The following is a 12,978-nucleotide window of genomic DNA, read 5'->3' as shown; positions in this document are numbered from 1 at the left end:
GGATTATCGCTCCTTTTCATATTGGCTTACTGTTTGTGCGAGCTGTTCCGGCTGCAGCAGCGGCGAGACCGACTGCTCCGTCTGCAGGGTCAGGGCGGATGCGGCCAATCCGAGGCGGCAGGCTTGTCCGAATGGTTCATTGTTGACGATGCCGTATAAAAGTCCGGAGGCAAATGCGTCGCCCGCGCCGGTGACATCCACCACCTCTGTCGGATACGGGGCCAGGTGCTCCGCCTGCTCCGCCGATTGATAGTACACGCCTTGCTCGCCCAGCGTGACGACCACCCGCTTGACGCCCCGCTCCCGGATCTGACGGCACGCCTCGGCGCACTCCTCGATCGACGTGATTGACATGCCGGCCAGCAGTTCCGCCTCTTCCCGATTGGGCAGGATCGCGTCCACGCCGTCCAGTCTCTCCGGCAGTTTCTTCGCTTTCGCGGAAGAGACCGGATCGATATACAGCGGGATGTTTTCCTGTTTGCAGCGCTGGATGATGTACGCCAGGCAATCCGCCGGCAGATTGGTATCGAGAAAAACGGCCCGCGCTGCCGCGATATGGGACCACTTGTCTGCAAACATCTCCGGGGTAAGCGCGTCGTAGATGTCCATGTTGGCCAGCGAGACCACCATCTCCCCGTCGATGTCCAGAAGCGCGGTGTAGGTGCCCGTGCGTTGGGCCGGCAGCCGCCATACCTGGCTGACGTCCACGCCGTGTCTTTTCGTCTCCTGCAAAATCCATTCGCCCTCTTTGTCTTCACCGACGCAGCTGATCAGCGTGACGCTTGTGCCCAGCCGCCCCAGGTTTTCGGCGATGTTGCGCGCAACACCACCGCACGACTCGGTGATGGCCACCGGATTGGACGAATGCAGCCGCACTTTTTGCTTCCCGCGCGCCTTCCGGTCCAGGTTGGCTCCGCCGATGCAGACGATCCGCCCTTCGTCGCGCAGCACATAGGCACGTCCCTTGATCTCGCCCCGTTTGGTGAGCTGGGCGATGTACCCGGCCACCGCCGAGCGGGAAATGCCGATCTTGTCGGCCAGCTCCTGCTGGCTGATAAACGGATTTTCACGAATGTAGCGCAGGATGAGCTGTTCCTTGTCCACGCCCCTCCTCCTTTCTTCCGACATCATTCCCTGTTTCTTATCACATTCTCTTTCTAAACAAAAGTTTATCACATAAACAAATGTTTGAGAAGAAAAAACACACGCCCCTTTCCCCAGACAAGAAACGCGCCTGCCGCCCCGCAACCAATCTTCGGCGCGCATCGGGATTGCTCCCGGCATGGGACAGGCATACCGAGACAAGCTGCATGAGCCGCCCTGTTTCGCGCACACTAAGCGAAAAACAGGTGGGATCTCAATTGGCTGATCAACGAGAAAAGCAAAACCGCGAAGACGAGTATTTTTTCTTTGACCTGTCCGACGAAAGCCACGAAAAACTGCTGGATAAAGAACTGCGGGAAGCAAAGGAAAATCCGCTGGGCCCGCTGGAGGAAGTCACCAAAGTGGAATACTAGGCCGTACTGCCGGCACCCTCTGCCCGCTCGCATCGCAAGCACCAGGGGGTGTCGCCTTTCATGCCGCTATCACCTGTCAGCTCGGCTAATTGACAAGACAATCCCCTCTCGTGTACCATTATCTCAAATTAGAGATATTAAACATCAAAACAAAAAGGAGGGCCATCCTTTATGACAGATACGCAGCAGCGAAACGAGTCACTTGAGCTCCTGATTGCGCTGTCCCGTTCCTACAACTGGGTCACGGCCCATGTCAACCGCGACATCCGCCGCCATGGATTGAACCCGACAGAATTTGGCGTCCTGGAAGTCCTGTTTCATAAAGGCCCCCAACCGTTGCAGCAAATCGGCGAAAAAATCCTGATCTCCAGCGGAAACATTACCTACGTTGTGGATAAACTAGAAAAAAAGAAGCTGCTGGTACGCAAGCCCTGTGCAGAGGATCGGCGCGTCATTTACGCGGAGCTGACCGACCAGGGCAAACAGTTTTTGGCTGATATTTTTCCGTCCCACAAGGAAGCGATCGAAAAGGCTGTGAGCGGCCTTACCGCCGAGGAAAAACAGCAGGCGATCGCGCTGCTGAAAAAGCTGGGGAGGGCCGCGCAGGAACGATTTTAGAAAATGCCTGCTGCCCGCAGCCAATAAAGACCTTGACAAAACAGCGGAGAGATAATAATCTTGAAATCAAGATTTACAAAACAAAGGTTATTGACTTACAAAATGAAAGGAGAAACCGCATGAGCAAAGTTCTGTTTGTGAAAGCCAACAACCGTCCCATTGAACAATCCGTCAGCGTGAAGCTGTACCACGCGTTTCTGGATAGCTACAAAGAATCCCATCCGAACGACGAGGTAGTGGAACTGGACCTGTTTGCGGAAAACCTGCCTTACTACGACGTGACGAAAATCAACGCCATGTACAAATCCGGCCAAGGCATGGAACTGACCGCAGAAGAACAGAAGGCAGCCGATCTGGTGAACAAGTATCTGAATCAGTTCCTGGAGGCAGACAAGGTGGTGTTCGCTTTCCCGCTGTGGAACTTCACCGTGCCTGCCGTGCTGCATACCTACATTGATTACCTGTGCCAGGCCGGCAAAACGTTTAAATACACCCCGGAAGGTCCGGTTGGCCTGCTGAACAACAAAAAAGTGGCCCTGCTGAACGCGCGCGGCGGCATCTACTCCGAAGGTCCGGCTGCGGCGGCGGAAATGGCTGTAAACTTTGTACAAAACGTCCTCGGCTTCCTCGGAGTGAAAGACATCTCCACCGTGATCGTGGAGGGGCACAACCAATTCCCGGACAAAGCCGAAGCGATCGTGCAGGAAGGCTTGGAAAAGGCAGCAAAACTGGCGGAGACCTTCTAAGGCCCGCCGGCCTTTTCGGACAAACATCTTGATTTTGAGATATTTAAAATTAAAATATATGAAGGAGAGATGAACATCATGATGGATCTTGGTTTGTTGATCATTCGTCTGGTCGTGGGATTGACGTTTGCGGGGCACGGCGCCCAAAAACTGTTTGGCTGGTTCGGGGGCCACGGATTGAAAGGAACCGGCGGATGGATGGAGTCCATCGGATTGAAGCCGGGCGTTACCATGGCGCTGTTGGCCGGACTGGGTGAGCTGGTGGGCGGCCTGCTGTTTGCCGCCGGTGTCGGCACGTGGGTCGGTGCGCTGTTGATCGCCCTGACCATGCTGGTGGCAATCGTCAAAGTTCACGGCGCCAACGGCTACTGGGTGACGCAAAACGGATACGAATACAACCTGGTGCTGATTGCGGTGGCAATCGGAGTAGCCCTGATCGGCCCCGGCGCTTACGTCCTGTTCTGATCATCGCACGATAAATGGTAGCTTTCGGAGACCGCATCCCTGTGTTGAAGGAGGAACTGCACATGCACATCGCTGTTTATTCGCCAAACGAACAAGGCAAAGGTCATTTCGGCAGCGGCGAGATCGTGGAGAACAAACCGATCGGTTTTCCGCACGAACACTCGGCTGTCAAGCGCGTCGGCCCGCTGTTTTACTGGGCCTGGGCCAAATCGCTGGCCACGTTTGAGATTCCCCTGCATCCCCACTCCGGTTTTGAAATCATTTCGTACGTCTTGACAGGCACGGTGGGGCATCGCGATACGCTTGGCAACCTGCAGCAGGTCTCGACCGGTGGCGCACAGGTCATGCAGACCGGCTCAGGCGTCTATCACGCGGAAGAACTGCCGGCGGGAACGGAAATGTTTCAGATCTGGTTTGAACCGCATCTGGCCCGCGCCGTCAAGGAAGCGCCCACGTACCATCAATACGACCATGAACAGTTTCCCGTGGAGGAAGCGGACGGCGTCCGGATCAAACATGTGATCGGCCCACAGGCGCCCATCCGGCTCGTGACCGACGCGGAGATGGCCGATATTGAGATCGCGGCAGGACAATCCTGGACCTATTCTCTTCCGGACGGATACGCTCTGGCGGCCGTGGTGGTGAGCGGCCGCGGCACTGCCTGGCCGCAGCGGCAGGCGGACGGGGGCGCTGCGGACAACGCTCCCCTGGAAACAGGCGACTTCACCGTCGTCACAACCAACGGGACGGAATCGGTCGTTTTCCAAGCCGATCCGGGTGAATCGCTGCGCCTCGTCGCCATCCGCGTTCCCGCCGAGGTGGAGTACCCGCTGTATCGCAAATAATCGCAGCGGCAAAAGCGAGGCCGTCACGTAGAAAGTGACGGCCTTTTTATTATGTTCGCGCCTCCTCCGCTAGCTGATCGGCCGGCCGTTTTCTAAGTCTGGCCAGCCCCTTGTTAAACTTTTGTTTGAAAGGAAAAGTGCCGCATTTCCTCCTCCCATTCACGATTTCCCCTTCATTCATCCGTTTTTTCCGGCAGGAATTTCCCCGTTTTCCCGCGAAAAAAGAACGTACATACGTTCGCTCTTTCATTTCCATCGATTCGGAGGAGAGTCACATGCTGCCCTGTAAACCGACTGCCGCCTTTGATTCCTTGTTCGAATACGCCGAGCGGATCAACCGGCTGAACGGCGGTACCGCCTGCGCCATCTACGTCATCCAGCGCGGCCGCATCGTCGCGGAGCACTACAGCGGCCGCCACTCCCACGCAGCCGATGCCCGTCCGGCGGCTGCCGATTCGCAGTTTCACGTCGCTTCCGTCCGCAAAAGCTACATCGGCTTTGCGGTCGCCTGGGCTGTGCACTCCGGCGGCATCGCCTCGCTGGACGAACCGGTCTCCCGCTACCTCTCTACGGATGAGGACAGCCGCCGCCTGCTGGACGGAGTCGCCGTCCGCCATTTGTTGACCCACACGCACGGACTGGATCGCGATGGCGATGGCCGGCTGGTCAGCCGCTTCGCACCGGGCACCGACTGGGCTTACAACAACACGGGCATCCAACTGCTCACCGAGCTGGTTCCCCGGGTGACCGGACTGACCGTCGCCGAATTGCTGGAGGAGAAGATTTTTGCCCCGCTCGGCTGGCGGGAGACCGGCTAGCGTACCGCTCCGGCGGAAACGCTGGTGCCGGTCATCATGGATCAGAAGGATACCGCCAAGCTGCTGGTTCACCCGGACCCGTCCGGTGCGGAACCCAATCTGCACGTTTCCGCGCGGGAGCTTGCCTGGTGGGGGTATCTCCACCTGAAAGCCGGTCAGCTCAACGGCAAGCAAATCGCTCCGGAAGCGGTATTTCGCCTGTCCGTGTCCTGCCAGTCGCCCTCGTCGCTGCCCCCCGGCCTGCCTCAAAACGGCTGTCTCTGGTTCGTCAATTCGGGGCCGTCGCCGCAGTACATCATCGGGGACAGCGTTCCCCGGGGCTCATACAAGATCGTCGGCCATTCCGGACCGCTCCTGCTCGTCGTTCCGGAACTGGACCTGGTGTTGGTCCGTATGGCCAACAAAAACGGCAACTACGAGGATGAGCAGGGCACCTATCTCGATTACCTGAAAGCGTTCAGCGACCGCGCCGTGGCAGCGGCCAAACGGGCGTAACCACCGCCTGGGCCCTGCTGATGGCCAAACTCGAAACGAACAAACGGTCTCCCCCGTCAGCGGGAGGAGACCGTTGTCATATCGAGCATCGTGCCTTCCCTGGCGAACCGCGTGTGCCAGGAGAACGCTTTTTCCAACACATGCGGCGTATGGCCGCCGCGCGCCAGCGCTTCCCGGAAGTAGTCGCGCAGTTGATCACGATAGAGCGGGTGGGCGCAGTTCTCGATGATCAGCCGGGCCCGTTCGCGCGGCGCCAGACCGCGCAGGTCGGCCAATCCCTGCTCCGTGACGACGATATCGACGTCGTGCTCCGTGTGGTCCACGTGGGAGACAAACGGAACGATGCTGGAGATCCTGCCGCCCTTGGCCACCGACTTGGTGACAAATATCCCCAGGCGGGCATTGCGGGCAAAGTCGCCGGACCCGCCGATGCCGTTCATCATACGCGTCCCCAGGACGTTGGTCGAATTGACGTTGCCGTAGATGTCAAACTCCAGGGCAGTGTTGATGGAGATGAGCCCCAGACGGCGGATTATCTCGGGATGGTTGCTGATCTCCTGCGGCCGCAGCACCAGCTTGTCGCGGTACGCGTGGAAGTTGGCTGCCACCTGCTTCATTTTCTCCGCCGTCAGCGTGATCGAACAACCGGACGCAAATGTCACCTTGCCTGCGTCAATCAGCTCAAACACAGCGTCCTGCAGCACCTCGGAATACACCGTCAAACCGGAAAACTCCGACTCCAAAAATCCGTTGAACACCGCATTGGCGACTGAACCGATACCGGACTGCAACGGCATCAGGTTTCGCGGCAGCCGCCCTTTTTTCACTTCATGACGCAAAAACTCGATCAAATGGCCGGCCATCACCGCCGTTTCCTCATCCGGCTCGACGATCGTGGACGGAGAGTCCCACTGCTCAGTGATGACGATGCCCTTCACTTTCTCCGGGTCGACCGGAATGCCCTTTTGCCCGATCCGCTGTTCGGCCGAGGTCAGCGGGATCGGCGCACGTTCCCCCTGCCGGCCTGGCGTGTAGATGTCGTGGATGCCTTCCAGCGCGAGCGGCTGTGCCACGTTCAGCTCGATGATGACGTGCTTGGCATGTTCCACGAAGACGTTGGAATTGCCCACAGAGGTCGACGGAATGATCATCCCGTCTTCCGTTACTGCAACCGCTTCCACGATTGCATAATCAATCGGGTCCATCACTCCCGCGCGGATCAGCTCGGCCGTATGGGACAAATGCTGATCGACAAACAGCAGTTCTCCCTCGTTGATCTTTTGCCGCATCACCGAATCCACCTGAAACGGCAGCCGCTTGCCGACTATTCCCGCTTCCGCCAACACCGTGTCCACGCCGGAGCCCAGGGACGCCCCCGTGTATACGTTGACGGTAAGCGGCCGTCTCCCCTGTTTTGCCTGTTCTGCCAGGGCGACCGGCACGACCTTGGCGTCACCGGCCCGCGTAAACCCGCTCAGCCCGAGGGTCATGCCATCCTCAATCCAGCTTGCCGCTTCCTCTGCCTGGACGATTTTGTCTCGCAGGCGTTGATCGCGTAAGCGCTCCCATACCATGTTAGCCACCTGCCCATTTCGTTCGTCTGTTTGCTACCACAGTAGCACATCCAAACTGAACGAGCACTCGATTTCCCGCAAGCCAGAAAATGCGGCGGCAGGCCAGAAAAAACACCCCTGAACATCAACGGCGCCCAACGACAGGCCCAGGGCTTAACGTCCCTTAAAACCCGAGCCTTTGCCGGAAATGGCTGGCGTAGGACTGGCTGACCGGCACGCGGGTCCGCTGCTTGTCTTTCATCTCCAGCATGAATGTAGAATGAAAATGCGGATGGATAAAGCCAACCGCTTCGATATTGACCAGATAGCTCCGATGGCAGCGCACGAACTGTTCGGGCGGCAGCATTCGTTCCAGTTCGGTCAGGCTGTAGCGGTTGACGTACGAGCCGTTTGCCGTGTGCAGCAGCGTTTTGCCCTCGTGTGAACGGATAAACATGATGTCCGACACGTGGACAGGCAGCCAGCCGTTGTCCGTCTTGCCGGTCAGCACGGTCAGCGCCGGCAGCGGCGCCATATGCGGCATCAACACCCGGGGGTATATCGCAGTGACGCAGCCCTCGAGCCGTGCGCCGCGCACAAGCGGCAGCGAGACACCGTAATAGGGAACGCCAAACACCCGGCTTTCCACGTATTGCGCCACTTTCCGGCGAGCAGTAAGCGCTTTGTGCGTCGCCGAGCCTTCCCGCACTGCGTCGCCCGGTTTGATTTTCAGGTCGATGCTGGCGCTGGGCTGATAGTAAATGTAGCGGGAATCGTCCGAGACGGCGATCGACACGCCCTCCGGGATCACTTCACCGATCATCTGCAATACTTCGGGAACCAGTGTTTTCTCCATGCTTCATCCCTCTGCCATGAAAATGGATGTGTACTTTTATTAAAACACAATTGCGCCTGCTCCGGACGAACTCTCCTCTCTTTTCCACCGGCGGCGCCGATTTCGCAATTTGAACGGCAACGGAAAAAGACCCCGGCGCTGCATGTGCAGTCCGAGGTCTTTTCACCATTACGACATTACGACGTTTTCCTTCTGGACATATCCGACTCGCCCTGGTACTTGTATTCTTTCTCCCAGAAATCCGCGTCGGCAATGCCCACCTTGACCGGATCGAATACCGGGTCTTTCCCTTCTTTCATCTGGCGTTCATAGTCCTTCAACACGGCCAGCGCCGGCTTGGTGAGCAGCAGAATGGCGATGATGTTCAGCCACGCCATGCTGCCGACGCCAATGTCCCCCAAGGTCCAGGCCAGACTTGCCGTCTTCACGCTTCCGTAGAAGGTGACCCCCAGGATGACGATCTTCAAGGCGTACTCCGTCCAGGGCCGCTTCACGTAGCGGTTGAGATAGGCCAGGTTGGTCTCCGCCATGTAGTAGTAGGCCATGATCGTGGTAAAGGCAAAGAACAGGAGCGCAATCGCGACAAACGGTGCGCCGAAGCCGGGAAACACCGACTCGATAGCCTGCTGGGTATAAATCGGACCCGGCTCGACGTTACCCAGGTTGTTCACGATGGGCGCCGCTCCTTCAGGCGTTACGTTGTACATGCCGGTAATCAAAATCATGAAAGCGGTTGCAGAACAGACAAACCACGTATCCACGTAGACGGAGAACGCCTGAACCAGCCCCTGCTTGGCAGGATGGGACACTTCTGCTGCGGCGGCTGCATGCGGCGCGGTCCCCTGCCCCGCTTCGTTGGAATAGATCCCCCGCTTCACACCCCAGGAGATGGCGGCGCCGAGAATGCCGCCGAAGGCAGCGTCCACACCAAACGCACTTTGGAAGATCAGCTTCAACACGCCAGGCAATTGGTTAATGTTCATAATGACAATAATCAAGGCCACCAAAATATAACCCAGCGCCATAAACGGCACGACTACCTGTGCTACATTGGCAATCCGCTTGACGCCGCCGAAGATGATCGCAGCCAACAACACGACCAGGAAAATACCCGTAATGGCAGGGTGGATATTAAAGGCGTTTTCGATCCCCGCCGCGATGCTGTTTGCCTGCACACCCGGCAGCAGCACGCCCGTTGCAATGACGGTCACCACTGCAAACAAGACAGCGTACCATTTCAGCTTCAGCCCTTTTTCAATGTAATAGGCAGGGCCGCCGCGAAACTGGCCATCTTGTTTGGTTTTGTACACCTGACCCAAGGCGGCTTCGACGAACGCCGAACCTGCCCCCAAAAAGGCCATCATCCACATCCAGAAGACCGCACCCGGTCCCCCTGCAGCGATCGCGGTCGCCACGCCGGCGATGTTGCCCGTCCCGACACGGCCGGACAGCGCCATCGACAAGGCTTGGAAAGACGATACCCCTGCCTCGGAGCTCTTTCCTTCAAACATGTGCTTGATCATGGCTTTAAAGTGTCTCAGCTGCAGAAACCGGGTCGCCAACGAGTAAAACAAGCCTGTCCCCAAACAGAGATAAATCATTGCAGGACTCCAAATAAGGTCGTTGATCCACGTAATGATTGCTTCCAAATAAATTGCCCCCTTTCAAAATCTTTCGATATTGTGCAATTATAAAATATTTCGTTTGTTCATACAACTGGAAATAATTTCGACACCGTCCGAAACCAGACCAGCCAATGAATCACCGTCATATTGAATACCCACTGTCTTGCGAGAAAACGTATGGCCGCCAAAACAAAAAAGGACGGTAAAAACCGTCCTGACATATATGGATACATGGAGGGATGCGGGGAAAGAGTGGTGTTGCTCGCCTATGACCGAATGTCTCGCCGTTAGTTCTGGGCGGAATCGGTAGTAGATTCGGAACCTGTCGAACCCGAATCAGTGGAGCCGGTGGTGTCAGAAGCCCCCGTCGAGGCGTCGGACGTGCCGGCATTCGAGTCAGCTACACCAGCATTCGCGTTCGATTGTTCTTGAGAAACCGAGCTGTCGGTCGATTGGTTTTCCGTTTGAGTAGACGTCTCCGGAGTCGTGGCACTTCCGCCGTCCTGCTGTGTTGCCGGTTCCGGCGTGTCCGTTCCATTGGAGCATGCCACCAGGCTACCGGACAGCAGTACAGCCACAGCGGCCAGGGATACCCATGTTTTTTTCATGTTCATTCTCCCCTTTCGTTTCAAGGTTCATGACGACCTCGCCGTCACATTCATAGCGTAACGGGAAAAGATAGCCATTCCGTGAGCGAAGTGGGAAAAAACCATGAACAAACTATGAAAAAATCATGACCGTCCCGAACCGCTTCGACGCCGTATTACTGCGCTTGCGCCTGACGGTACTTTTCCACGGTCGGCAGCCAGACCGTAAACGTGGTTCCCAAGCCCGGCTCGCTTTCCACCGTGATGGTTCCGTCGTGCAGTTCGACCAGCTCTTTGACGATCGCCAGCCCCAACCCCGTGCCCTTGTTTTTCTTGGAACGTCCGCGATCTACCTTGAAAAACCGTTCCCAAATGCGCGGGAGGTCGTCTGCAGCGATGCCAATGCCGCTGTCGGCGACAGACATCCTCACCCACTCGCCATCCGGTTCTGCGGTGATGCGGATCGTCCCTTCGTCGGTAAATTTCACTGCATTTTTGACCAGGTTTTTCACAATTTGGGCGACACGGTCCTTATCGGCGTAGATCTTCGGCAGGTTGCCCGCCAGTGCCACCTCGATCTCCAGCCCTTTCTCCGCCGCTTCAGGGCGAAAGGCAAACGCCGTCTTGTTGATCACCTCGGCCACATCGACCGGGAATCTGGCCAGCGTCACCTCGTTGTTCTCCAATTTCATCAAATCCATCAGGTCGTCTACCAGACGGTTGATTTGCATCGTTTCCGAGTACATCACGGCGTAATACTTTTGCCGCGCTTCCTCCTCTTCCACCAGGCCGTCCTGCAGCGCCTCCAAAAAGCCTTGGATCGCCGTCAGCGGCGTCCGCAGCTCATGCGACACGTTGGCGAGAAAATCGTTGCGCACCCGCTCCAGGTGGTGCCGTTCCTGCTCCACCCGTTCCAGCTTTTCCGCCAACGTATTGATCGTCTGCGCAAGGTCGCTGATCTCGTCCGCCGTGTCTATCTTGACCCGCTCGGCGTAGTTGCCTCGTCCAATTTCCGTGGCCGTGCGCTCGATTTTTTTCAGCGGCCGGGAGATCGACCATGAGAGATAGGAGACCATTGCCGTGGACAGCAGGACGCCGAACAGGGTGGCCCAGAGGATGGTTTCCCGCATTTGGGCAAAGGTGCGCTCGATGCCTTCGATCGGGGCGTGCAGAATGATCCCCCCGTAGATCTCCTCTCCTTCTCCCCAGGGAATGGCGACGGAGAGCATCGGGTCCGCCAAGCCATCGATCTTCAGTTCCGTTACCGCGTTTTCCCCGTTCAGCACCTTGTTGGCGATCGACATCGCGACCGATTTTCCCGTAAACACTTCGTCTTTCATCGAGGTGGCGACAATTTTCCCATCAGCGTCAAACAGCCAGATGCGCACATCGTACGTTTCGTCCAGATTGCGCAGTTGTTCCAGCAGACGTGCATTAACCCGACGGCTGTCATTTATCTGTACGTTCACTTTTTTCGCCTGGCGCAGCAGTTCCTGTTGCTTGGCATTGTAAAAGTATTCCTTGGCGAAAAAGGAGATCAACAGACCGGAGATGCCCAATCCGATCAGCACGGTGGCAAGATAGCTGAACAACAGGCGGCGAAAGATGCTTTTCGACATCCCCAGCATTACTTGTCCACCTCGAATTTGTAGCCGATTCCCCACACCGTGTGGATGCATTCGTAGGGAAGCTTGCTCAGCCGCTGCCTGATCTTTTTGATGTGCACGTCAATCGTGCGGATGTCGCCAAAATAGTCAAAACCCCAGATTTGTTCCAGCAATTGCTCACGCGAAAAGACGCTGCCCGGCGATTTTGCCAGATGGACCAGCAGGTCAAACTCCTTTGGGCGAAAGCTGATTTTTTCACCGGCTGCGATCACTTCCCGCTTGTCCAAATCAATGGACAACTGATCGAATGTGAGCAGGCGCGCCGCGTCTTCCTCCACCTTTTCCCTCGGCTGCATTCTTCTGAGGATGGCCCGAATCCTGGCCACCAGTTCACGCGGACTGAATGGTTTCGTTACATAATCGTCTGCCCCAAGCTCCAAGCCGAGCACACGGTCAAATTCTTCGTCCTTTGCCGTAAGCATGATGATCGGCGTGTCCCATCTTTTGCGGATTTCGCGGCACGCCTCAAAGCCGTCCATCTGCGGCATCATGACGTCGAGAATAATCATGTCCGGCGATTCTTTTTCCACCAGCTCCAGCGCTTGTCTGCCGTCGCTGGCCACTACCAGGTCAATCTGCTGCTTCGCAAAGTACAGGCGAATGATTTCGCATACGTTTGGATCGTCATCGGCTACCAACACCTTTGTACGGCTCATAGCCAACAACCCCCCTTCTCCCATCGGTACTTTTTTGGAGGCAGCCCTATTTGTCACATGTGTTGTAGGAACAGTACCCTGTGTTGATCTTCATTCGGAAACAACAAGACAAGCTTCCGCTGAGAAGAACCTGCTTCTTCGAGAAGCCATGCAGCAAAAGCTTTTCGTAAAGGCTTTCCTTATGGTAACACAGATGGGGATGAATGTGGACCTGTAAAGGCGGGGGAATCATTGTCATTTATGGGGCTGCTGATAGAGAGAGACAAAGACAGGCTCCTTCACCTCATCCTCCAGCACGAAGTCTGGAATCTGACGATTGAGATGCATCTGGATGCGGTGATTAGCCATACCGGTTGAAACCAGATCATGGTATTACGCTCAACACAAAAAACCCCGCCTCTTTCCCGTTGCGAAAAAGAGACGAGGTTTTCGTTTACGTTCATTCCCTGAAAACTGGATATGCATGGCGGCAAAGGATCATGGAGTGGATAAGTCCTCGACCGATTAGTATTCGTCAGCTCCACGCGTTA

The 12,978-nt window shown here is 56.6% G+C and carries 14 protein-coding genes; 7 read left to right on the top strand and 7 right to left on the bottom strand.

From position 1 onward, the window contains the following. Positions 1–3: 3 nt before the first annotated feature. Entirely contained in the window at positions 4–1,104 is a 1,101-nt protein-coding gene (locus KDN35_RS13985) for a carbohydrate kinase (protein WP_212133020.1), read from the bottom strand. Positions 1,105–1,361: 257 nt separating this feature from the next. Here KDN35_RS13985 and KDN35_RS13980 point away from each other — a divergent pair, with 257 nt between their 5' ends. From KDN35_RS13980 to KDN35_RS20210, 7 genes are all read left to right on the top strand, one after another. Continuing rightward, a complete protein-coding gene (locus tag KDN35_RS13980; RefSeq protein ID WP_171566066.1) occupies positions 1,362–1,517 on the top strand; it encodes a hypothetical protein in 156 nt (51 codons plus the stop codon). Positions 1,518–1,688: 171 nt separating this feature from the next. Continuing rightward, entirely contained in the window at positions 1,689–2,135 is a 447-nt protein-coding gene (locus KDN35_RS13975; protein ID WP_171566065.1) for a MarR family winged helix-turn-helix transcriptional regulator, read from the top strand. A gap of 119 nt (positions 2,136–2,254) precedes the next feature. Next, positions 2,255–2,881, top strand: a complete 627-nt coding sequence (locus KDN35_RS13970; protein WP_171566064.1) for an FMN-dependent NADH-azoreductase — start codon at positions 2,255–2,257, stop codon at positions 2,879–2,881. 78 nt (positions 2,882–2,959) lie between these two features. Further along, a complete protein-coding gene (locus tag KDN35_RS13965; protein WP_171566062.1) occupies positions 2,960–3,346 on the top strand; it encodes a DoxX family protein in 387 nt (128 codons plus the stop codon). Positions 3,347–3,408: 62 nt separating this feature from the next. Further along, positions 3,409–4,191, top strand: a complete 783-nt coding sequence (locus KDN35_RS13960) for a pirin family protein (RefSeq protein ID WP_171566061.1) — start codon at positions 3,409–3,411, stop codon at positions 4,189–4,191. A 275-nt stretch (positions 4,192–4,466) separates the two neighbouring features. Continuing rightward, positions 4,467–5,009: a serine hydrolase domain-containing protein gene (locus KDN35_RS20215; RefSeq protein ID WP_212133019.1), complete on the top strand. Its 543-nt coding sequence runs from the start codon at positions 4,467–4,469 to the stop codon at positions 5,007–5,009. Between the two features lie 36 nt (positions 5,010–5,045). Then, positions 5,046–5,504: a serine hydrolase family protein gene (locus KDN35_RS20210; protein WP_212133018.1), complete on the top strand. Its 459-nt coding sequence runs from the start codon at positions 5,046–5,048 to the stop codon at positions 5,502–5,504. Between the two features lie 56 nt (positions 5,505–5,560). On the opposite strand, the gene KDN35_RS13945 is transcribed toward KDN35_RS20210, so the two are convergent. The 6 genes from KDN35_RS13945 to KDN35_RS13920 all read right to left on the bottom strand — a co-directional run bounded on the left by KDN35_RS13945 (position 5,561) and on the right by KDN35_RS13920 (position 12,448). Next, on the bottom strand, positions 5,561–7,078 hold the full coding sequence (locus KDN35_RS13945; protein WP_212133049.1) for an acetyl-CoA hydrolase/transferase family protein: 1,518 nt from the start codon (positions 7,076–7,078) through the stop codon (positions 5,561–5,563). 163 nt (positions 7,079–7,241) lie between these two features. Beyond that, complete coding sequence (locus KDN35_RS13940) at positions 7,242–7,913, bottom strand: LytR/AlgR family response regulator transcription factor (protein WP_212133017.1); 672 nt, start codon at positions 7,911–7,913, stop codon at positions 7,242–7,244. Positions 7,914–8,089: 176 nt separating this feature from the next. Continuing rightward, positions 8,090–9,562: an alanine/glycine:cation symporter family protein gene (locus KDN35_RS13935; RefSeq protein ID WP_212133016.1), complete on the bottom strand. Its 1,473-nt coding sequence runs from the start codon at positions 9,560–9,562 to the stop codon at positions 8,090–8,092. A 263-nt stretch (positions 9,563–9,825) separates the two neighbouring features. Beyond that, complete coding sequence (locus KDN35_RS13930; protein WP_171566055.1) at positions 9,826–10,146, bottom strand: hypothetical protein; 321 nt, start codon at positions 10,144–10,146, stop codon at positions 9,826–9,828. Positions 10,147–10,301: 155 nt separating this feature from the next. Then, positions 10,302–11,753, bottom strand: coding sequence for a sensor histidine kinase (locus KDN35_RS13925; RefSeq protein ID WP_212133015.1), 1,452 nt, complete (start codon positions 11,751–11,753; stop codon positions 10,302–10,304). Continuing rightward, positions 11,753–12,448: a response regulator transcription factor gene (locus KDN35_RS13920; RefSeq protein WP_212133014.1), complete on the bottom strand. Its 696-nt coding sequence runs from the start codon at positions 12,446–12,448 to the stop codon at positions 11,753–11,755. The genes KDN35_RS13925 and KDN35_RS13920 overlap by 1 nt, the downstream gene beginning before the upstream one ends. Positions 12,449–12,978: the final 530 nt, after the last annotated feature.

Source organism: Brevibacillus sp. NL20B1 (assembly GCF_018195675.1).
Classification (GTDB): Bacteria; Bacillota; Bacilli; order Brevibacillales; family Brevibacillaceae; genus Brevibacillus; species Brevibacillus aydinogluensis.
This window is presented reverse-complemented; position numbering and strand designations above follow the sequence as displayed.